The following is a 19,603-nucleotide window of genomic DNA, read 5'->3' on the forward strand; positions in this document are numbered from 1 at the left end:
TCAGTCCGCCAATACGGAAATGCCGCCCAGATCAATGGCGGGGGCATGGCCCAAAACCTGATCGGCAATCACACGGGCGGTCATCGGCCCGGCGGTGAAGCCGACCCATGGGAAAAGTGCGAGGTAGAAACCGGGAATGCCCGGCGCTTGCCCAATGATGGGGCGCCAGTCGGGCGTGCCGTTCACCCACGCCGTCCAGCTTCGGATCGTGCGCGCCTGCGCCAGACGCGGCACCACACCTGCGGCCATTGCCATATTGCCCGAAAAATTGACCGGGTTGGTCGCCAGCCCCCCGTGGCTGCGCACATCCGCAGACCAGCCACCGCCAATGATGCAGCCCCCGTTCGCGGCCTGTTTCAAAGACAGCTTTCCAGCCGCCGAATAGACAAGGTGCGGGATCAGCGGGGCAATCGGCTCGGTCACCGTAACCTGCAGGGGAAAGCCACCAAGGTCGATCTGCATCCCAAGCATCGCGGCAATCTTTGCGGCCTTAGCCCCTGCCGCGTTGACGACCGTGTCAGCCTGAAAGCTACCGTTTGGGGTGGTCACAACAAACGCCCCTGCCCGTCCCTCAAGCCCCATCACCGGCGCATCAGCGTGCAGGGTCGCGCCCGCGGCCTCAGCCGCACGGGCAATGGCGGGCGTGGCGCGCAGCGGGTTGGCTTTGCCCTCCCCGGCGCAAAAGCCGCCGCCGATCGCCTTGTCGGAGAGATAGGGCGCAATCGCTCGCAGGGCGTCGCGATCCAGAATCTGCGTCTCGATCCCGACGCTGGCTTCGATCCGTGCCTTCGCTTCGATCAGGCGCATCTGGTCCGGGTCGCGGGCAACGACGATGCCACCGCCCAGCCTGACGTCAAGGTCCTCACCCACCTCGGCCCCAAGGCCCTGCCACATCGCAATCGATGCCTCCAGAAACCGCAATGTGGGCGCATAGGCGCGCGCCCAGTCTTCACCGTATTTCGCAAATTCGGGATACTGGATCTGCAGGTGGAGGGACCCGGCATTCGCGCCCGACGCCTGCGCGCCCAGATCACCTGCCTCCAGCAAGACCACACGCGCGCCTTCGCGGGCCAGATGCCATGCGGTCATGAGGCCGACGATACCCCCGCCAATCACCACGACATCCACGCGGGTCATGCAGCACCTCTCTTGGAAAGGACCACAGGATGAGACCCACCTATTCCGGCAGCCACACCGTCACTGTCACGCCGTTCACGCCGGGCGGCGCAGAAATCGATTACGAGGCCTGGGAAGGGTTCCTTGACTGGCAGGTCAGCTGTGGTGTCCCGGGTGTGATCATCCTTGGGACCACCGGCGAATTCCTGACCATCAGCGACGCGGAACGCACTGCCTTCGTCAAACACACTGTCAACTACGTCAACGGACGGATGGTTGTCTGGGTCGGAACCATGAATGCCTACACTCCCAACGCAGTGCGCTATTCCAAGGAAGCCGAAGACCTCGGGGCCGACGGGCTGATGATCATTCCGCCCTATTACTACACACCGACCGATGACGAGATTTTTGAATATTACCGCGCTATCTGCGACGCGCAGGACTTGCAGATCATGCTCTACAACAACCCCTTCACGTCGAACGTGGATATGTCGGCCAAGCTGGTTGGCCGTCTCGCCAAAAGCTTTGAGCAAATTCGCTACATCAAGGAAGCCTCGCAACGCATTGAACGGATACATGATATTCTGGTAGAGAGCGAAGGTCACATGATCCCCTGGGCCGGACAAAGTATTCTGCAGAGTTACAAGATGGGTGCCAAGGGATACGTGAATCCTTACGGCAACTACATCCCGCGCGCCTCGGTCAAGTTTGTGGAATGGGCCGAACAGGAACGCTGGGACGACGTTTGGGCGGTCCAGTCTGTGATCGCCAAGTTCGACTCCATCATAACGGACGGCCATCCGCTTTATGGGCATCAATGCTATTCGAAGGCGCTGGCGGCGGCGGCGGGGCATCCTGTCGGGGATGTGCGCGCGCCGATCACCACATTTGAAAGCCTCGGGGACGAAGGGCGCGAGCGTGTCGCGAGGATGGTGCCGCTGATGCAAGAGCTCGACAGCATCGTCGATGAGATAGAGGCTCGCGCCGTCGCGGCCGAATAGGCTCATCTGTTCCAGCTCATCGGATATAGGCCGCACCGTTCAAATCAATCGTGGCGCCCGTCAGATGCCGCGCCCGGCCTTCGGCCAGAAAAACCGCCATCTCTGCAATATCCGATGGCGGCACCCATTCCCCCATCGGCAGGGTGGCCGTCACCGCCGCCTCTCCGCCGGTTTTGGCGGCACTGTCGACGGACATCTGGGTGCGCACCACACCCGGCGCGATGACATAGGCCAGAATGCCTTTGGCCGCATAGTTCCGGGCCACTGTTTTTGTCGCCGCCGCGATGGCCGCCTTGGATGCGGCATAAGAGATCGCACCGGGATTGGACGTGCCACGCGTTGTCACCCAACTGCCGATGGCGATCACGGAGCCGCCTGTCTCTGCCTGCAACCAGCCGCGCACCGCGTGGCGCAGCAATCGCGCAGGTGCGTGGACATTGACAGCCATGGAGCGCGTCCACGCCTCGTCCCACGCCTCGATCGGGTCTTCGATCCCGCCGGCCTGCCGCATGATGCCCGCATTGTTGACGAGCACGTCAATCTGACCGTCGGCGGCCTCGACCGCATCTGCCCAAAACGCGTCCACTGCGTCCATGTCTGCAAAATCGGCCTGCAACAGCGTCACCTGCTCCGGTTTGGCCGCGGCAGTCGCCGCCTCAACTCCCGCACGATCACCGCCATAGTGGGCGATGACAGTCGCACCCGCATCGATCATCGCGGCAGCCGTCGCAGCACCAATGCCCTTTGACGCACCGGTGACTATGACAGTTTTTCCCGTAAGTGATTCCATGGCCTATTTCCTCGTCACAAACGGTGTCGTGCGCAGTTTCGGATTGCACCGCGCATAAGGTGCGGGCAGTGTAATTTCCTCGTCCAGAGCGACCGCGGCATTCCAGGTCCACCGGGGATCCCATAACATGCCACGGGCGAGTGCGACCATGTCCGCCTGTCCGGTACTCAGGATCGTTTCGGCCTGAACAGGGTCGGTGATCTGCCCTACAGCCATTGTCGCCATCCCGGCTTCTGCGCGGATCCGGGCCGAAAAATCGACCTGATAACCCGGCCCGACCGTGATCTGTTGCGCCTGATCCAATCCGCCGGACGTGACATCCACCATGTCGCAGCCCAAGTCTTTGAGGTTACGGCAGAAATCAATCGATTGATCGATGTTCCATGCCCCTTCGATCCAGTCGGTAGCCGACAGGCGCACCATCACCGGCTTTTCAGCAGGAAAGGCATCGCGGACGGCTTTGAACACTTCTAGCGGGTAGCGCATGCGCCCCTCAGGGCTGCCGCCATATGCGTCGTTTCGGGTGTTGGTGATCGGGGACAGGAACTGATGCAGCAGGTATCCGTGCGCGATATGCAACTGGATGATGTCGAACCCGGCACGGTCCGCACGGTGCGTTGCCTGAACAAAGGCCTGCTTGATACGCTCAAGGTCCGCCGCATCCATCGGATCAGGCGCGGGCCATCCGGGAAGGTAGGGCACCGCTGATGGTGCCGGGGGTGCCACGCCCCTTGCCCTCGATCATGCCACCGCCAAGCCATGGCTCAATTGTGCTGCCCTTGCGACCGGCATGGCCAAGCTGAATGCCGACGGCCATGTCGCCCACAGATTTCATAAACGACACGATGCGCGCGAACGCAGCCTCGGTGGCGTCGTCATATAGACCGGTGCAGCCCAGGGTGATCCGCCCTTCGGGCTCGACCCCGGTCGCCTCGGTAAAGATCAAACCCGAACCGGACAACGCAAATTGCCCAAGATGCACCATGTGCCAATCCTGCGGCACGCCGTCGATGGCGGAATACTGGCACATGGGGGCAACGGTGATCCTGTTGGGAATCGTCAGGCCGCGCAGCGTGATGGGCGAAAAGAGCGTACTGGCCATCTGGCCTCCTTCATTTCGGATTGCCCCACGAATTCGTGCGGTATAGAAACATTTGTGCGTAGATTGAACATATCGACGCAGCCTGACAAGTGGAAAGGGATCCCATCCAGATGACCAAGCTCGAAGTCGCAGCCAGCACGTTTCCGTTTCTTTACTCTCATGATGGTCTGGGGGCCATGAAACATCTGCAAAGCCTTGGCTATGATATGTTCGAGCTGATGGTCTTTCCGCCGCACTGCTGGCCGCGTGAAATGTCGGCTGCGCAACGCAAGGAATACAAGGCGTGGCTGGATGGCGAGGGCCTTCGCATCACCTCTTTCTGTTATCCGCTTTTGGATAACAATCCCAATGGCGTCGACAAGCTGATGCGCGAATACACGCTGGATCGCTACCGTGAAGCGATTGATTTTGCAGCCGAATTGTCCTGCCCTTACGTGGTCGCCATCCCGGGCCCCGTCAACAGCCTGATCAATCCGCCGCACCAGTGGATGCTGGATTGGTTTGTCGAAGGTATGAAATCACTGGTCGAACATGCCAAGGGCACCGGGGTCGAATTGTTGCTGGAAAATGTGCCATTCACCTACCTGCCCACGGCTCAGGATATGGTGGACACCGCAAATCTGATCGGCCCCGAGATCGGCATCAATTACGATATATGCAACGGTGCCTTCATAAAAGAAGACCCCGCCGCCGCGATCCGGATGCTGGGGGACAAGCTCAAGAACGTGCACATCTCGGACAGCGGATACGAGGAATTTGTGCATACCCGGCTAGGCACCGGCATTGTCGAACCTGCCCCCGTCTTCGAAGCACTTGCCGACATCGGCTATCCGGGTGCGACAGTTCTTGAGATCATCACGGACGCACTGCAACCCGGCGCCGATCCGGACAGTGACATCAAGGCCAGCCACAAGATTCTGGCGGATGCGGGCTGGAACCCATTGCCTTAGGCAAGGCCCGCTTCGACCGGAAGCACCGTGCCGGTCATTCCGCCTGACGCGTCAGATGCAAGGAAATGTGCCGCGTTGGCCACATCCTGTGGCGTGGCCATGCGCCCCAGCGCGGTTTCTGCCGTCATCGCCTGAATGACGTCGTCCGGGTTCGCTCCACCAGCCGCGTGACGGTCAGAGATCCGCCCCAGCAGCGCCTCTGTTGCGATGGGCCCGGGTGCGAGGGCGTTGACGCGGATGCCGCTTGGCCCAAGATCAAGGGCGGCGGCGCGGGTGATGCCAATGGCCGCATGTTTGGAGGCGGTGTAAAGAACCTGCTTCGGATGTGCGCGAAAGCCGTTGATCGAGGCCATGACCACAATCGATGCGCAGCTTGAGTGCGTCATGACGGGCGCGAATGCACCGATGCTTGCCGCAACGCCCCATGTGTTGATCGCCATGACACGCTGCCACTCGGCACCGTCCACGTCACTCAGCCCGCGCCATGGCGGAACGACTCCGGCATTGGCAACAAGGACATCAACAGAATCAAGGCTTTCAGCGATGTCTTTCAAGTGATCTTTGGCATCCAGCGCGCCAACGTCACAAGCGGCAAAACCCATGCCTTCTGTTGCTGTGTCCCGGGCCGTTTCCAGATCGACGACCGTGACGGTGGCCCCTGCAGCAGCCAGTCGCAGCGCGATGGCACGCCCCAGTCCTGACGCCCCTCCGGTCACAACCGCGTTTCTGTTGGCGAGGTCTTGCGGCAAAGCCATGGTCTGTGTTCCTTCTTGCGGGGCGCTATGTCTGGCGTATATTCGTACTTTTGTTCGCCATGCGCACCATGGCAAGGGAAAGGTTCAGTTTGAGCAGCGAGACACATAGCCGGGTCGCCATCCTGGGCGCGGGTTTCATCGGTATATCCTTTGCTGCCGTCTTGGCGGACAACGGCTGGCATGTGACGTTGATCGAACCCGATCCACACCACCAGCAGTCTGCCAAGGATGGCCTGACACATCAGCAGGACGGGATTGCATTGGCCGGCCTCGACAATGGGCGCGGCGGGACAGTTGAGATCACCGGCGCCGATGAAACGGCCCTGAAGCAGGCCGCACTGGTGATCGAATGCGGGCCTGAAAACCTCGAAATCAAGCAGGACATCTTTGCCCACCTGTTGTCCGCAACCGGGCTTGAAACCATTCTTGTCACGGCCTCATCCGCCATTGCGATGTCGCAGATCGTACCTGACCCTGCGCGGCAAAGCCGCTGTCTGGTCGCCCATCCGGTCAACCCACCCGCGGTGCTGCGCCTGATCGAGCTGTGCCCGGCACCCGGCACATCGCCTGCCGTTACTGATCGCGCCGCGACCCTGTTTGCCGAGGCCGGGTTTGAGCCGGTCACCCTTGCCCGCGAAATCGAAGGTTTCCTGTTGAACCGCCTGCAAGGCGCGGTGCTGCGCGAAGCGTACCGGTTGGTGGACGATGGCATCGCAGAGCCGGATGACATCGACCGCGTCATGCGTCTTGGCCTTGGTCCCCGATGGGCCTTGTCGGGGCCGTTTGAGACGTCGGAACTGAACACTCCCGGCGGAATACCCGCCCATGCGGCCCGGATGGGCCCGGCGTACAAACGCATGGGTGAGCAGCGCGGCGAGACGGTCGATTGGTCCGCCGCCCTTGTGGCACAGGTCACGGCGGCGCGAGAGGCGGCACGTGGCGAACAATCCATTCCGGATCGCGCGGCCTGGCGCACCACTGCGGTTGCCAAGCTCGTTGGGTTTCGCGACCGGTTGATGCGGGGCGATATATGAGCCAGGACAGCTTTCACTTTGACGGTGACCCCGTTCCGTTTCGCAAAGGACAATCCGTGGCCGCCGCATTGAGCGAGGCCGGGAAACGGGCGCTGCGCGAAACCGCCAAAGGGGCTAGCCGGGGCATGTTTTGCGGCATGGGTGTCTGTCAGGATTGCCTTGTCACAGTTGATGGCGTGCCAAACCAGCGCGCCTGCATGACGCCTGCGACACCGGGTCAGACGCTGGAGACCCAGATCGCATTCCCGGTGCTGGAGGACACGCCCGTCGCACCAGAAAACACCGCCGCGCGCATTTTGACCCCCGATGTCGCCATCATCGGCGGCGGTGCGGGTGGCCTTTCGGCGGCCATCGCGGCACGACAGGCGGGCGCCAGCGTCGTGGTACTGGACGAACGCAAGGTTGCGGGTGGCCAATACTATAAACAGTCCGCTGACCAAGTGCCTCTGGATGCCCAGCAACGCGAAGGTGCCGCGCTGCTCAAGCGAGCGCAGGACAGTGGCGCGGAAATCCTTGGCGCGGTCGAAATCTGGGGGGCGTTCGACGGTCCGCTCTTTCTGGCTGATCGTGCGGGTGCTGCACTGATCGTGCGGCCCAAGACAGCCATCGTCGCGACCGGTGCCTATGAGCGGCCCTGCATGGTGCCCGGGTGGACGCTGCCGGGGGTGATGACGACCGGCGCTGCCCAGACGTTGTGGCGCAGTTACCGGACGCTGCCGGGCAAACGCGTCGCCGTCTGTGGGTCGGGCCCGCTGAACGCGCAGGTGGCGCTAGAACTGGCGAGGGGAGGTGCCGAGGTGGTGATGATCGCCGAGGCCGCGCCGCCCCCATGGCGATTTCCCCGGCATGCCTTTGGGGCCCTCGCGGCTGATCCCGGGCTGGTCTTCAAGGGACTGGGCATGATGCGGGATCTGAAACAACTTGGCATTCCACTGCGCCACCAAACGACGCTGCAACGTGTGGACGCCGAAGGCGAACACTTGCGCGCCACGTTCAAAACGGGGTCTGGTGCGCAGATTACGGAAGGTGTCGACGTCGTGTGCATGAACAACGGGTTTGAGCCGCAAAACGAAGTCCTGCGGCTTTTGGGGGCACGGATGCGTTACGATCCGGCCTTTGGGCACCTCAGGTGCGACAGGGACGCGGGGATGGAAACCAGCGTGCCGGGTATCTTCGCCATCGGGGATTGCGCGGGGCTTGGGGGCGCTCCGGCGGCACGGGTCGAAGGCGCAATTGCAGGGCGCGTTGCGGCCGCGCGCGCAGGCTTTGGCGACGGCTACGATCTGTTCGCCCTGCAGCGCCGCCTTGCCCGCCACCGCCGCTTTCAATCCCACCTTTGGCACATGCATGACGTCAGCCCAAAAGGCCCTGACAAGGCGTCGCGCGACACCATCATTTGCCGCTGCGAAGAAATCACCTTGGGCGAAATTCTGGATGGCCTTGAAACTAGACCGGGTCATGTCGGCACGTTGAAACGCGCCACCCGCGTCGGGATGGGACGCTGTCAGGGGCGCTATTGCGGCCCCGTCGCAACCCGATTGGTATCGCAGGCCACGGGCAAGGCGATCGATGACCTGAGCAACTTTGCACCGCGTGTCCCGATCAAACCCGTCTCTATCGCGGCGATCCTTGCAGCGCAGGAGGCGCTGGATGATCCCGACTGACATCCTCATCATCGGTGGCGGCATCGTCGGTCAGGTCACAGCCATCGAACTTGCACAGGCCGGTGCGCAGGTCACTGTTGTCGATGCAGGGATCAACGCGGGCTCCACCGCCAATGCAGGCAGCCTGCATGTGCAGATGCAAAGCCGTTTCATGCGGCTTTATCCCGATCAGGTTCCCGATATCGAAGCCGCCTTGCCGCTTTATTGCGAGGCCGCCGAAGAATGGGTGCGCCTAGATGCGGCCTATGGGTCGTTCGAGTTGGTGCGCAAAGGCGGTCTGATGCTGGCCGAAGACAACTCGCAACTGGCATTTCTTGAAAAAAAGGCCGCGCGCGAGGCTAAAAAGGGCGTGTCTGTCGAAATGCTGGACCGGCCTGCGCTGGAACGCATCGCACCGTGGCTAGGGCCACAGATTGTCGGGGCCGAACTGTGCCGGAACGAGGGCAAGGTCAATCCGCTGGTGGCCAACCTGCGGCTGCGCGCCGTCGCGGATGCGCTGGGTGTGCGGTTTGAACAAGATCACATCTGCAGCCTGTCCGTCGGCCACCGGGTCGAGGCCATTGGCCAGAACAAAACCTACCGGGCTGACCGTGTGGTCGTGGCCGCAGCTTGGGGTGCAGGCGCGCTGGTGCAGGGTCTTGGCGTGATGATCCCGTCCGTCGCAGAACCCTTGCACATGAATATCACCGAGGCCTGTTCGGCGCGGATCAGCCAGCTTGTCCAGCATGCCGAACGCTCGATCACGCTCAAGCAGTTCAATTCCGGCCAGATCGTGATCGGCGGGGGCTGGTCGGCCTGCGACCGGGGCGCGCACCAGGTGCCCGCAGTCGACCCGCTTTCGCTTTTGGGAAATGTCTCGCTTGCGGCGCGGCTTGTGCCGACACTTGGTCATGTGCGCATCATCCGGACATGGGCAGGCATGAACACAACGATGGACGGGGCGTCGGTGATCGGCCCCCTGCCCGGCTGCGACAAGGTGGTGATGGCCGTGCCCGGCGATGCGGGTTACACCCTCGGGCCGCTGGTCGCCAAGCTGGCTGCCTCCTGCATTCTGGGCCAGCCCGACCACAGTATGATCGAGCGATACAGTCCGGCCAGATTCTCGGCCTGAGGCTTAACCGATCAACGCTCTGGAAATGTTGGAGACTGTTGCCTGCAGCTTTGGCAGCACCTCGGCGACCATTTCATCAGGCGTCATGCGCAAGGTGGGCACGCCGACGTTGATCGCCCCGACAAGGGCGCCGGAATGTGTCCTCACCGGCGCAGAAATAGACATCAGACCGATTTCCAGTTCCTGATCTACCATGGACCAGCCCTGATCGCGCACCTGTTCAAGCACCTTTTTGAATTCGGCCCGATCCACCACCGTTTTTTCGGTCAGCTTGGTCAGTTCGATATCGCGCAGCATGGCGGGCCAGTTTTCCTTGGGCTGTGCGGCAAGCAGCACGCGCCCGTTCGCGGTGCAATGGGCCGGAAAACGAGAGCCAACTGAAATCCCCACACTGATCACGCGGTGGTATTGGGCGCCCGAGACGTAAACCACATCATGGTTGTCCAGCACGGCGGCAGACACGCTTTCGCGGACATCTTCGGACAAATGATCAATGAACGGCTTTGCAACGTCCCACACACCTTTGGATGACAGAACCGAATGCCCCAATTCCAGAACCAGCGGTGTAAGGTCAAAAAGCTTGCCATCCGCAACCGCATAGCCCTCGTGCACAAGCGTCAACAGGATGCGGCGCGCGCCAGCACGGGTGTGGCCGGTTTCTGCCGCAACCTGGCTGAGCGTCATCTTGCGACCCGTACGGTTGAAGGCACGCAGCACCTCAAGCCCGCGACCAAGCGAGCTGACATAATCGCGCGGGTTCATTCCGCTCGCTTCGGAGTCATCAGCACGGTCAGGTTCTGCGGTCATGAGGCCCGCTGACGCGATTGGTTTTTCGGGCTTCTTTTTGGTCAAGGTCTGATCCTGCACTACTGATGATTTCCTCGGTTCCCGCCTCAAAGCACGGGCGAATACTGCACGCCACAGCAAACGCGCATGCTCTTACGCGCATAAAGCGAGTATTGCAAAAACTCGGTGCGTAAAAAAGCACCTTGCGCGACTCAACGGTTCAGGTGTTTAGTGAACAAACGTGCGCTATGCGAACATTAACGCTCAGGGGAGATGCAAAATGAAAAATCCATCAATGATCGGCAAAGGGATTTCGCGACGTGGCGCGCTCCAGGGCTTTGCTGCCGCCACGGCCGTGGCTGCGATGCCAATCCGTGCGTCGGCGCAGGACATCACCTTGCGCTGGTGGTCGCCGCAGGGCGCGCCAGCCCAGGTCGATGCCTACATGGCGCAGATCGCCGCATTCGAAGCGGCAAACCCCGGCATCAAAGTCGCATTCGAAACAACCTCCGACGAAGGCTACGCACCACAGCTTGCGGCCGCATTCTCATCCGGTGAAGTGCCAGATATCGTCACCCACCTGCCCTCTTTCGCCATTCAGTCCTACTATGCCAACGGTCTCGTTGAACCCTTCAACGATGTGATCGAGGCCGTGGGGGCCGACGACTACTATCCCGGCGCAAATGACGTCTTCAAAGCGGCTGACGGCAATTATGTCGGCACCGGCATCGGCAACTCTGCCGCCAACATGCTGTGGCTGCGCAAGGATTTGATGGAAGAAGCCGGCATTTCTGCCGCCCCCAGAACATGGGACGAATTGCGCGGCGCCTGTCAGGCCATGCAGAAGAACGGCATCTATGGCGCGCCCCTGCCCTATGGGCGCAATTCGATGACCACGCTGATTTTTGTCGGCGTGATCCATCAGGCCGGCGGACAGGTTTTTGATACCGATCTGAACGTCGCGCTCGACAGTCAGGCGACCCGTGACGCACTTGAATTCTATGCGTCCATGCGCGAGTTGTGCCCGCCCGGAGCCACGAACTACAGCTGGGGTGAAGCGATCACGGCCTTTGTCTCGGGCGCCACCGCAACCGGCATTTACACAGGCCGCGTCCTTGGCAACGTCAATGCGCAAAACCCACCCATCGCCGACAGCGTCACCTGCGTGACCTACCCGACGAAGTCCGCAGATATTCCGGCCTGGACATTCAATGATTTCCCCAGCGTCTTCATTCCGAAACAGTCCAAAAACATCGACGCGGCAAAGGCTTTTGCAGCGTCCCTGTTCAACCCGGATGGGTATATCCAGCAATTGCACGCCGCCCCCGGCCACGTGCTGCCGGTGCTGAAATCCATCAACGAAAATCCGGCCTATCAGTCCAACGAGATCATCCAGAAATACCCAGCCGAGGTGGAACTGATGTCTCAGGCCGCCGCTGGCGGATTCAATCTGGGCTATGAAAGTGCAAACCACCCCTCAAACGAAAAGGCGGGCGAGGTTGTCGGGTCCGGCGTGATCGCGGATATGGTGCAGCGCGTGGTGCTGAATGGTGAAAGTGCCGATCAGGTGATCGGTGAGACCACAACAGCCATCGAAGCCATCATGAACGGTTAATGCTGTATCGGGTTGGGCGGCCTGCCGACGAGCCGCCCAACCCACAGCGCTAGAGTATGGCAAAGCAACAACAGACAGTTCTGGAGCGCCAGTATTCCAGGCTCGGTCTTCTTCTGATCGCGCCGACGGTCCTGGTGTTTTGCGCGGTGATCGTCTATCCGCTGGTGTCCGCCATCTATCTGTCGCTGTTCAAAATCTTCACGCCGACCCTTGAAGGCACTTGGGTCGGCTTGGACAACTATCGTGTTCTGCTGGCCAAAGGCGAATTCTGGACGTCCCTTCGGGCCAACCTGATCTGGACGGTGGGCACGCTGACACTTCAGATCATTTTCGGCGTCGGCATGGCGCTTGTCCTGCATCAGAACATCTGGTTCCGCAGCCTTGCACGATCATTGATCCTGTTTCCCTATTTCATCTCGACTGTCGTTGCGGTGCTGGTCTGGAAATGGCTGTTCAATGATCTTTACGGCATCCTGAACCACCTGATGATCAGCGCGGGGTTGATCGATTTTCCGATCGATTACCTTGGCACGATGCCCAACGCGATGATTTCGGTCATCCTTGTCGGGGCGTGGAAATACTTCCCCTTTGTCGTCATCGCCGTACTGGCCCGCCTGCAATCCATACCTGATCAGCTTTACGAGGCCGCGCGGATTGACGGTGCCGGACCGATTGCGCGGTTTTTCGACGTCACCCTGCCCCAACTGCGCGAAGTGCTGGTGGTCATCATCATGTTGCGCGCCATCTGGGACTTCAAGGAATTCGATCTGATCTTCCTGCTCACAGGCGGCGGGCCTGTTACGTCAACGCAGACATTGCCGCTTGTCGTCTACAAAGAAGCCTTTGCCCTCAATCAGATGGGAATGGCGGCGGCCTATGCGGTGATCATGATGCTCATCATGCTGGTGTTCATGATCCTCTACATGCGCCGCACCAGATCGGAGGGCTCGTAATGCTACGCAAAATCGCCTTCAATCTCTTTGCCTGGTCCATCGTTCTGATGGTCGCATTTCCGTTGTTCTGGATGCTGGTCACGTCGGTCAAACCGCAGTTTGAACTGTTCCGGCGTCCACCCACCATCCTGCCCGAGACATGGACGTTCGAGCATTACTGGAAGCTGCTGAGCGACACCAATTTCCTCGGCTACTTCTGGAACTCGGTGATCCTGTCCACAACGACGACATTCGTGGTGGTCGCCATCGCGACCCTTGGCGCTTACAGCCTTGTGCGCTTTCGCTACCGTGGCCGCGAGTCTCTGGCGTTCCTTGTTCTGTTCACCTACCTGCTGCCGTCCGTTGTGCTGATCCTGCCGCTTTACCTGATGCTGGTGCAGCTTGGGCTGTCCAACACGATCACCTCGCTGGTCATTGCCTATACGACCTTCGCGCTGCCTTATGCGCTGTGGCTGTTGCGCTCTTTCATGGCGGGCATCCCCGAGGATCTGGAATCCGCGGCACTGGTCGATGGCGCCTCGCGTCTCGGTGCCTTCTGGGACATCATCCTGCCGCAGCTCTTGCCCGGCATCATATCCACGGCGCTCTTTACCTTCATCCTGTCGTGGAACGAATATCTTTACGCGCTGGTACTGGTGAACTCCGACGATGCGCGCCCGCTGACAACGGGCGTGATGAACATGCTGATCTCGTCCTTCAATATCGAATGGTCGCTGTTGATGGCCGCATCCGTCATGATGAGCGTGCCTCTCATCATCGTCTTCGCCTTCCTGCAAAGCTATCTGACCCGCGGCTTTGGCGCCGGTGGAGTGAAAGGATAATCATGGCCGATGTGGTCTTGACCAACGTGAACAAGAAATTCGGAACCTTCACGGCGGTGGAGGATCTGAACCTCGACATTGGGCAGGGCGAATTCATCTCGCTGCTCGGTCCGTCCGGTTGCGGCAAGACAACGACATTGCGGATGCTTGCCGGTCTGGAATTCCCGACATCCGGTGAAATCCGCATTGGAGAGCGTGTCGTCAACGATCTGCCACCCGGTGACCGCGACATTGCGATGGTGTTTCAATCCTACGCGCTTTATCCACACATGTCCGTCGGTCAGAACATCGCCTATCCGCTGAAAAAGCGCCGGGTGCCAAAGCCTGAGCGTGCGGAGTTGGTGGCAAAGACAGCTGAAATGCTGCAACTGACCCCCCTTCTGCATCGCAAGCCCAAGGAACTGTCGGGCGGGCAGCAGCAGCGCGTGGCCCTTGGCCGGGCACTGGTGCGCGACCCAAAAGTCTTTTTGCTGGACGAACCGCTTTCGAATCTGGACGCAAAGCTGCGCGGATACATGCGCGCGGAATTGATCGAACTGCACCAGCGTCTTGGGCGCACCATGGTCTATGTGACTCATGACCAGCTTGAGGCGATGACCATGTCGGATCGCATCGCCGTGATGGAGGGCGGAAAGCTGCAGCAATTTGCCCAGCCCCAAGAGGTGTATCGCGCACCGGCGAACCGGTTTGTCGCCAGTTTCATCGGCACGCCGGGGATGAACATCGTCGACGGTGCATTGCGCGAGGAAAGTGGCCAGTGGGTTTTCGATGCCCCGGGTTTCTCTGTTAATGCGGGCGACCTTGGCTCTGATGCACGGCCCGGTCCCGCGGCCATGGGCATCCGCCCCGAGGGCCTGACCATCGGATCAGGACCCATTCAGGGCACGATCCAACTGGTCGAACAGACCGGCCATGAGAACATCACAGTGGTGCGCCTTGATGATGATTTGCGCATGACCGGTCGCACGGCCCCCGATCAGATCTGGCGCATGGGCGAGCCTGTCCAGTTCAGCATCGACGCGCATCAGGCGCACTTCTTTGCCGAAGGTCCAAACGGAAAACGCCTCAACCGCGGCGTTCCGAAAACCGGCGCATCCCCTGCCAACCGCACACCCTCAAAGGAGGCGACATCGTGAACCGTAACTCTGTCGACTGGTCGGGACCGATGCCCGCAACCACCACACCTTTCACATCTGACAGGCAGATCGACGAAGGCTCCTTTGTTGCCAACCTGTCGCGGCTTTTTGATGCAGGGGCGACCGGGATGGTGGTCGCGGGATGCACAGGTGAATTCTGGGCGCTGTCGATGGAAGAGCGTGTCACACTGGCCAAACTCGCAGTTGACGCCTCAAAAGGACGCGGGCCAGTGATCGTTGGCACTGGCGCCATCTGCGAACAGGACGTCATCGACCAGATTACCGCCGCCAAAGATATGGGCGCCGACGGTGTGCTGGTCATGCCGCCTTATTTTGCCCGCGTGACGGATGCGGAGATTTTGGCTCATTTCAAGGCGATTTCAGAACGCTCGGTCTTGCCCATCGTGTTGTACAACATCCCCGGAAATGCCGGTAACGCAATCAGCCCGGACCTTGCCGATCAACTTGCCGATCTCGATATGGTCGTCGCGATCAAGGAATCGAGTGGCGACTGGAACAACTTTCAGGCCACCCTGAACCGGGTCAATGACCGCATCCGCGTGTTTTGCGGGCCCTCTTCGATATTTGGCGTGCCCGCCACGCTTGCCGGTGCGGATGGGCTGATCGACTGTTTTCCGAATGTCTGGGCCCCCGGCTGCCTTGATCTGTGGACCAAGACGAAATCCGGCGACATGGATGCGGCGTGGGCATTGCAAAAGACAGGCATCGCGCTGACCGAACTGTTTACGACCGGCGGACGGACCCTTTATCCTGCGACGAAGGCGGTGATGAACCATCTCGATCTGCCGGGGGGCGGCCATATGCGCCCGCCCTACCGTGATCTTGAAGGCGAACCGCTGGAAAGCCTCATCGCAGCGCTGCAAGACCTGACCGCGGCCCCCGCTGCGGCGCAAAATACACAGAGCGAAGGAACGCACGAATGGACCTAGGACTGAAGGGCAAACGTGCCATTGTGACAGCCGCCAGTCGCGGCCTTGGATACGCAACCGCACGCTCGCTTGCGGGCGAAGGCGTCAACGTGACGATGAATGCGCGCAGCGAAGAGGCGTTGAGCGAAGCCGCTGACAAAATCCGCGCTGAGACCGGTGTCGAGGTCAAAACCGTTGCTGCGGATTTCACCGAAAAAGACGGGCGCGCCGCCATACTGGACGCAGCGGGCGAGGTCGATATCCTCGTCTCCAACCCTGGTGTGCGTCAAGTTCCGACCCCTTGGGAAGAGATCACGCCCGAGGATTGGCGGTATTGGCTTGAGGCGCATTTCCTGTCCACGGTCGAGATGATTCAGGCCGTCGCCCCGGGCATGAAAACACGTAAATTCGGGCGCATCGTCAATATGTCAGTGAGCTTTATCAAATTTCCGCAACTCGGGTTCGCGCACAGCCATGCCGCCCGCCTTGCCCTGTCAGGGGCCACGGCTGCGATGACGCGTGATCTGATCGGGCACAACGTCACGATCAACACGGTCTGCCCCGGGCTTTTTGACACGGATGCGCTGCACACCAATCTGCATGGCCATGCCAAGCGGGGCAACACCACCTACGAGGCTATTGTTCAGGACCGCAAAGACACCTGCCCCGCCGGTCGGTTTGCTGACCCCAAGGAATGTGGCGATCTGATTGCATTCCTGTGCTCTGCGCAGGCCGGGTTCATGTCGGGCCAGAACATCGTCAATGACGGCGGCGTTTATCAGGGCCTGTTCTGATGGCCAAAGTCGCGATGGTCTCCGGCGCGGGCCGCGGCCTGGGTGCTGCCATCGCCGACAGGCTTTTGGCCGACGGCTGGTCCCTGTCGCTGGGACTGCGCGATGCCACGCAAGCCGAACGGTTTGACGTCGATGCAGAGCGCCTGCTGGTCAGTAATTTTGACGCAACCGACCCCGCCACTGCTGACGCTTGGGTGCAGGCGACAACCGACCGTTTCGGCAAGATCGACGCATTGGTCAACAACGCGGGTATCCTGCGCATGGTGGATTTCGAAAAGGGCAGCGAGGATGACCTCGACGATCTCTGGGCGATCAACGTCAAAGCCCCTTTTCGCCTGATCCGCGCAGCCCTGCCGCATCTGAAAGCCACGGGCACAGGGCGCGTCGTCAACATTGCCTCGACCGATGCCAAACGGTTCCGGGCGGGCACATCCATCGGCTATTCGATGGCCAAGCACGCGCTGTTGGTGATGACGCAAGCGGTGCGTCAGGCCGGGTGGGACGATGGGGTGCGCGCAACGGCACTGTGCCCCGGGGCCATTGACACCGATCTGATTGCGGACTTGCCGGGTGTTACGCCCAAAGCAGATCGCCTGACGCCCGAAACTGTCGCCGCTATGGTCGCCTTCATCCTCGCTTTGCCAAATCAGGCAAGCGTGCCAGAATTCATCGCAAACACGCGACTGGAGTCCCTGATATGAGCCTGAACCAACACATCAATGACGAACTCGCCGCGTGGGATCGGGACAATCTGATGCACCCGACGACGCATGTGGCAAATCACGCGCGCGGCGATGCACCGGGCCGCATCATGACCGGTGGCGACGGCGTCTATGTCACCGACCGCGATGGCAACCGGATGCTTGACGGATTTGCAGCGCTCTATTGCGTCAATGCAGGGTACGGGCGCACCGAAATTGCCGATGCCATGTCCAAACAAGCGCATGAAATGGCCTATTTCCATTCCTATGCGGGCCATGGCAACGAACCTGCAATCCGTCTGGCAAAGATGGTGATGGACCGCGCACCCGATCACATGGCACGGGTCTATTTCGGGCTGTCGGGGTCAGATGCGAACGAAAGCAACGTCAAATATGCGTGGCACTATCACATCCTGCGCGGCCAGCCGGAAAAGAAGAAGATCATCAGCCGTTGGCGCGGCTATCACGGCTCCGGTCTTGTGTCGGGCTCGCTGACGGGGCTTGAAGGGTATCACGCGCGCTTCCACCTGCCCCTGCCCGGATTCCTGCACACAGAAACCCCGCACTATCTGCACCGCCCAGACATGGACATGTCCGAGGCCGATTACCTTGATCATTTGATCACAGCGCTCGAAACCATGATCGAACGCGAAGGCCCTGACACGATTGCGGCCTTTATCGGTGAGCCGATCATGGGCACCGGCGGCATCATACCGCCACCTGAGGGTTACTGGGCGCGCGTGCAGGAGGTTCTGAACCGGCATCACATCCTGCTTATTGCCGACGAGGTCGTGACAGGTTTCGGACGCATGGGGCAGATGTTCGGATCGACTTATTATGGGCTAAAACCCGACTTTATGACGATCGCCAAGGGGCTGACATCGGCATACGCCCCTCTTTCCGGATCGATCCTGTCGGACCGCGTGTTCAATGTTCTGAGCGAAGGCAGTGATGATCACGGCGTGCTGTGCCACGGCTGGACCTATTCCGCGCACCCGGTTTCGGCGGCGGCCGGTGTCGCAAACCTCACGCTGATCGATGACTTGGGTCTTGTCGCACAAGCGGGCGAAAACGGCCCCTACCTCAAGAAACGGCTGCAAGAGGCAGTTGGCGATCACCCCAATGTTGCCGAAGTGCGAGGCGACGGGCTTTTGGCCGCTGTTGAGTTGATGAAGAATCCGGCCACGCGCACCTTGTTTCCGACCATGAGTGTGGCCCCCAAAGTGGCCGAGGCGATGCTCAGACGTGGTGTGATCTCGCGGGCCATGCCCGAAGGCGACATCATGGGCTTTGCCCCGCCGCTGTCGATCACCCGTGACGAAATCGATATCATCGCGGATGCCCTCAGGGACGCATTGCACGAAGTTCTGGGGTCGTGAACCCGGACAGACCGTGGGACACGCCAGAGGCCGAGTGGCGCGCGGATGTGAACCGTGTGCGCGCTGGCAAGCCGCTGAAGCCGGCGCGATGGCCGGGCGGTGCACGATGTGCGTTCGCACTGTCATTTGATTGCGATCACGAGACCTTTGAACTGGGCACAGGCCAAGCGGCCATCGGGCGCATGGCGTGGGGCGAGTTCGGGCGGCGTACCGGCGTTCCGCGCATCCTTGAAACCCTCGCGCGACACGATGTGAACGCCAGCTTTTTTGTGCCCGCCGTGGCAGGGTTGATCGCACCGGACGCGTTGAAGCCGATCACAGCCGCGGGCCACGAAATCGGTGTGCATGGCTGGATACATGAGAATACGTCCCTTTTGACCCGCGATGTCGAAGAAGACCTGATGCTGCGCGCCCGCGACGCACTCCGCGACATGACCGGTCAGGAGCCTGTTGGACATCGCGCCGCAAACTGGGATCTGAGCGCGCACACAATCGACCTCGTCGCCAAGCTGGGCTTTGCCTATGACAGCTCGATGATGGCGGATGACAGTTGCTATGAACTGTTGTCGTATGGTGCCCCGACCGGGCTTGTCGAAATCCCGGTGGATTGGGTGCGAGACGACGCGGTCTACCTACTGTTCAACCGCAACCCTGCCACCCGACCGTGGACGCCGCCCGACGCGGTCTTTGATATCTTTCGGCGCGAATTTGATGGGGCATATGACGAAGGCGGGCTGTGCCAATTGGTCATGCATCCTTTCGTGATCGGGTACCGATCGCGCATCTGGATTCTGGATCAGCTTATCGAGCATGCGCGCGCCAAGGGCGATGTCTGGTTCCCGACACACGCCGAATTGGCGGCATGGGTGACAAATCCCGCCGCCTACTGATGTCGAGCGTGACTATGGCCGAGCCAACGCATCATCACGTTTGGATATCCGAGGCCGGGGACAAGCGGGGCTGACA

Annotated in this window: 20 protein-coding genes; 14 read left to right on the plus strand and 6 right to left on the minus strand. The window is 60.7% G+C overall.

What is annotated here, in order from left to right; all coding sequences use genetic code 11:
• The gene (locus tag ACERZ8_RS18110; protein WP_407593551.1) at window positions 1-1,137 is read right to left on the minus strand and encodes an NAD(P)/FAD-dependent oxidoreductase; all 1,137 of its coding nucleotides are present in this window, start codon (window positions 1,135-1,137) and stop codon (window positions 1-3) included.
• Window positions 1,138-1,166: 29 nt separating this feature from the next.
• Between ACERZ8_RS18110 and ACERZ8_RS18115 the strand changes: the two genes are divergently transcribed.
• Window positions 1,167-2,117: a dihydrodipicolinate synthase family protein gene (locus tag ACERZ8_RS18115; protein WP_407593552.1), complete on the plus strand. Its 951-nt coding sequence runs from the start codon at window positions 1,167-1,169 to the stop codon at window positions 2,115-2,117.
• A 16-nt stretch (window positions 2,118-2,133) separates the two neighbouring features.
• On the opposite strand, the gene ACERZ8_RS18120 is transcribed toward ACERZ8_RS18115, so the two are convergent.
• The 3 genes from ACERZ8_RS18120 to ACERZ8_RS18130 are packed head-to-tail and all read right to left on the minus strand — an operon-like array spanning window position 2,134 to window position 4,009.
• The gene (locus tag ACERZ8_RS18120) at window positions 2,134-2,907 is read right to left on the minus strand and encodes an SDR family NAD(P)-dependent oxidoreductase (protein WP_407593553.1); all 774 of its coding nucleotides are present in this window, start codon (window positions 2,905-2,907) and stop codon (window positions 2,134-2,136) included.
• Between the two features lie 3 nt (window positions 2,908-2,910).
• Entirely contained in the window at window positions 2,911-3,609 is a 699-nt protein-coding gene (locus tag ACERZ8_RS18125; RefSeq protein WP_407593555.1) for an oxidoreductase, read from the minus strand.
• Complete coding sequence (locus ACERZ8_RS18130) at window positions 3,578-4,009, minus strand: oxidoreductase (protein ID WP_407593556.1); 432 nt, start codon at window positions 4,007-4,009, stop codon at window positions 3,578-3,580. The genes ACERZ8_RS18125 and ACERZ8_RS18130 overlap by 32 nt, the downstream gene beginning before the upstream one ends.
• A 110-nt stretch (window positions 4,010-4,119) precedes the next feature.
• Here ACERZ8_RS18130 and ACERZ8_RS18135 point away from each other — a divergent pair, with 110 nt between their 5' ends.
• Complete coding sequence (locus tag ACERZ8_RS18135) at window positions 4,120-4,959, plus strand: sugar phosphate isomerase/epimerase family protein (protein ID WP_407593557.1); 840 nt, start codon at window positions 4,120-4,122, stop codon at window positions 4,957-4,959.
• On the opposite strand, the gene ACERZ8_RS18140 is transcribed toward ACERZ8_RS18135, so the two are convergent.
• Window positions 4,956-5,714 carry an SDR family NAD(P)-dependent oxidoreductase gene (locus ACERZ8_RS18140; protein ID WP_407593558.1) on the minus strand — a complete coding sequence of 253 codons (759 nt, stop codon included), beginning with the start codon at window positions 5,712-5,714 and terminating at the stop codon, window positions 4,956-4,958. The genes ACERZ8_RS18135 and ACERZ8_RS18140 overlap by 4 nt on opposite strands.
• A gap of 89 nt (window positions 5,715-5,803) precedes the next feature.
• Between ACERZ8_RS18140 and ACERZ8_RS18145 the strand changes: the two genes are divergently transcribed.
• From ACERZ8_RS18145 to ACERZ8_RS18155, 3 genes are read left to right on the plus strand one after another with little or no spacing between them, the layout of a single operon-like run.
• A complete protein-coding gene (locus ACERZ8_RS18145; RefSeq protein WP_407593560.1) occupies window positions 5,804-6,748 on the plus strand; it encodes a 3-hydroxyacyl-CoA dehydrogenase NAD-binding domain-containing protein in 945 nt (314 codons plus the stop codon).
• A complete protein-coding gene (locus tag ACERZ8_RS18150) occupies window positions 6,745-8,412 on the plus strand; it encodes an FAD-dependent oxidoreductase (protein ID WP_407593561.1) in 1,668 nt (555 codons plus the stop codon). The genes ACERZ8_RS18145 and ACERZ8_RS18150 overlap by 4 nt, the downstream gene beginning before the upstream one ends.
• Entirely contained in the window at window positions 8,399-9,523 is a 1,125-nt protein-coding gene (locus tag ACERZ8_RS18155) for an NAD(P)/FAD-dependent oxidoreductase (protein ID WP_407593562.1), read from the plus strand. The genes ACERZ8_RS18150 and ACERZ8_RS18155 overlap by 14 nt, the downstream gene beginning before the upstream one ends.
• A gap of 3 nt (window positions 9,524-9,526) precedes the next feature.
• Here ACERZ8_RS18155 and ACERZ8_RS18160 read toward each other — a convergent pair whose 3' ends face one another.
• Window positions 9,527-10,375 carry an IclR family transcriptional regulator domain-containing protein gene (locus ACERZ8_RS18160; protein WP_407593563.1) on the minus strand — a complete coding sequence of 283 codons (849 nt, stop codon included), beginning with the start codon at window positions 10,373-10,375 and terminating at the stop codon, window positions 9,527-9,529.
• Between the two features lie 214 nt (window positions 10,376-10,589).
• Between ACERZ8_RS18160 and ACERZ8_RS18165 the strand changes: the two genes are divergently transcribed.
• Genes ACERZ8_RS18165 through ACERZ8_RS18205 form a run of 9 tightly spaced genes read left to right on the plus strand, consistent with a single transcriptional unit; the run spans window position 10,590 to window position 19,527 of the window.
• The gene (locus tag ACERZ8_RS18165) at window positions 10,590-11,924 is read left to right on the plus strand and encodes an ABC transporter substrate-binding protein (RefSeq protein WP_407593564.1); all 1,335 of its coding nucleotides are present in this window, start codon (window positions 10,590-10,592) and stop codon (window positions 11,922-11,924) included.
• A gap of 56 nt (window positions 11,925-11,980) precedes the next feature.
• A complete protein-coding gene (locus ACERZ8_RS18170) occupies window positions 11,981-12,877 on the plus strand; it encodes a carbohydrate ABC transporter permease (protein ID WP_407593565.1) in 897 nt (298 codons plus the stop codon).
• Window positions 12,877-13,698, plus strand: coding sequence for a carbohydrate ABC transporter permease (locus ACERZ8_RS18175; protein WP_407593566.1), 822 nt, complete (start codon window positions 12,877-12,879; stop codon window positions 13,696-13,698). The genes ACERZ8_RS18170 and ACERZ8_RS18175 overlap by 1 nt, the downstream gene beginning before the upstream one ends.
• 2 nt (window positions 13,699-13,700) lie before the next feature.
• The gene (locus ACERZ8_RS18180; RefSeq protein WP_407593567.1) at window positions 13,701-14,834 is read left to right on the plus strand and encodes an ABC transporter ATP-binding protein; all 1,134 of its coding nucleotides are present in this window, start codon (window positions 13,701-13,703) and stop codon (window positions 14,832-14,834) included.
• Window positions 14,831-15,784: a dihydrodipicolinate synthase family protein gene (locus ACERZ8_RS18185; protein ID WP_407593568.1), complete on the plus strand. Its 954-nt coding sequence runs from the start codon at window positions 14,831-14,833 to the stop codon at window positions 15,782-15,784. The genes ACERZ8_RS18180 and ACERZ8_RS18185 overlap by 4 nt, the downstream gene beginning before the upstream one ends.
• A complete protein-coding gene (locus tag ACERZ8_RS18190; protein WP_407593569.1) occupies window positions 15,775-16,557 on the plus strand; it encodes an SDR family oxidoreductase in 783 nt (260 codons plus the stop codon). Before ACERZ8_RS18185 ends, ACERZ8_RS18190 begins: the two co-directional genes overlap by 10 nt.
• Window positions 16,557-17,258, plus strand: coding sequence for an SDR family NAD(P)-dependent oxidoreductase (locus ACERZ8_RS18195; protein WP_407593570.1), 702 nt, complete (start codon window positions 16,557-16,559; stop codon window positions 17,256-17,258). Before ACERZ8_RS18190 ends, ACERZ8_RS18195 begins: the two co-directional genes overlap by 1 nt.
• Window positions 17,255-18,637 carry an aminotransferase class III-fold pyridoxal phosphate-dependent enzyme gene (locus tag ACERZ8_RS18200; protein ID WP_407593571.1) on the plus strand — a complete coding sequence of 461 codons (1,383 nt, stop codon included), beginning with the start codon at window positions 17,255-17,257 and terminating at the stop codon, window positions 18,635-18,637. The genes ACERZ8_RS18195 and ACERZ8_RS18200 overlap by 4 nt, the downstream gene beginning before the upstream one ends.
• Entirely contained in the window at window positions 18,634-19,527 is an 894-nt protein-coding gene (locus tag ACERZ8_RS18205; RefSeq protein WP_407593572.1) for a polysaccharide deacetylase family protein, read from the plus strand. Before ACERZ8_RS18200 ends, ACERZ8_RS18205 begins: the two co-directional genes overlap by 4 nt.
• Window positions 19,528-19,603 lie beyond the last annotated feature (76 nt).

The organism is Tateyamaria armeniaca (genome assembly GCF_045797845.1).
Classification (GTDB): Bacteria; Pseudomonadota; Alphaproteobacteria; order Rhodobacterales; family Rhodobacteraceae; genus Tateyamaria; species Tateyamaria armeniaca.

What these genes read in the sequence shown, in the direction of transcription:
- ACERZ8_RS18120 (WP_407593553.1), bottom strand. Translation starts at nt 2,907, where the DNA reads ATGGAATCACTTACGGGAAAAACTGTCATAGTCACCGGTGCGTCAAAG.
- ACERZ8_RS18195 (WP_407593570.1), top strand. Translation starts at nt 16,557, where the DNA reads ATGGCCAAAGTCGCGATGGTCTCCGGCGCGGGCCGCGGCCTGGGTGCT.
- ACERZ8_RS18130 (WP_407593556.1), bottom strand. Translation starts at nt 4,009, where the DNA reads ATGGCCAGTACGCTCTTTTCGCCCATCACGCTGCGCGGCCTGACGATT.
- ACERZ8_RS18115 (WP_407593552.1), top strand. Translation starts at nt 1,167, where the DNA reads ATGAGACCCACCTATTCCGGCAGCCACACCGTCACTGTCACGCCGTTC.
- ACERZ8_RS18140 (WP_407593558.1), bottom strand. Translation starts at nt 5,714, where the DNA reads ATGGCTTTGCCGCAAGACCTCGCCAACAGAAACGCGGTTGTGACCGGA.
- ACERZ8_RS18155 (WP_407593562.1), top strand. Translation starts at nt 8,399, where the DNA reads ATGATCCCGACTGACATCCTCATCATCGGTGGCGGCATCGTCGGTCAG.
- ACERZ8_RS18190 (WP_407593569.1), top strand. Translation starts at nt 15,775, where the DNA reads ATGGACCTAGGACTGAAGGGCAAACGTGCCATTGTGACAGCCGCCAGT.
- ACERZ8_RS18170 (WP_407593565.1), top strand. Translation starts at nt 11,981, where the DNA reads ATGGCAAAGCAACAACAGACAGTTCTGGAGCGCCAGTATTCCAGGCTC.
- ACERZ8_RS18135 (WP_407593557.1), top strand. Translation starts at nt 4,120, where the DNA reads ATGACCAAGCTCGAAGTCGCAGCCAGCACGTTTCCGTTTCTTTACTCT.
- ACERZ8_RS18110 (WP_407593551.1), bottom strand. Translation starts at nt 1,137, where the DNA reads ATGACCCGCGTGGATGTCGTGGTGATTGGCGGGGGTATCGTCGGCCTC.
- ACERZ8_RS18180 (WP_407593567.1), top strand. Translation starts at nt 13,701, where the DNA reads ATGGCCGATGTGGTCTTGACCAACGTGAACAAGAAATTCGGAACCTTC.
- ACERZ8_RS18150 (WP_407593561.1), top strand. Translation starts at nt 6,745, where the DNA reads ATGAGCCAGGACAGCTTTCACTTTGACGGTGACCCCGTTCCGTTTCGC.
- ACERZ8_RS18200 (WP_407593571.1), top strand. Translation starts at nt 17,255, where the DNA reads ATGAGCCTGAACCAACACATCAATGACGAACTCGCCGCGTGGGATCGG.
- ACERZ8_RS18165 (WP_407593564.1), top strand. Translation starts at nt 10,590, where the DNA reads ATGAAAAATCCATCAATGATCGGCAAAGGGATTTCGCGACGTGGCGCG.
- ACERZ8_RS18175 (WP_407593566.1), top strand. Translation starts at nt 12,877, where the DNA reads ATGCTACGCAAAATCGCCTTCAATCTCTTTGCCTGGTCCATCGTTCTG.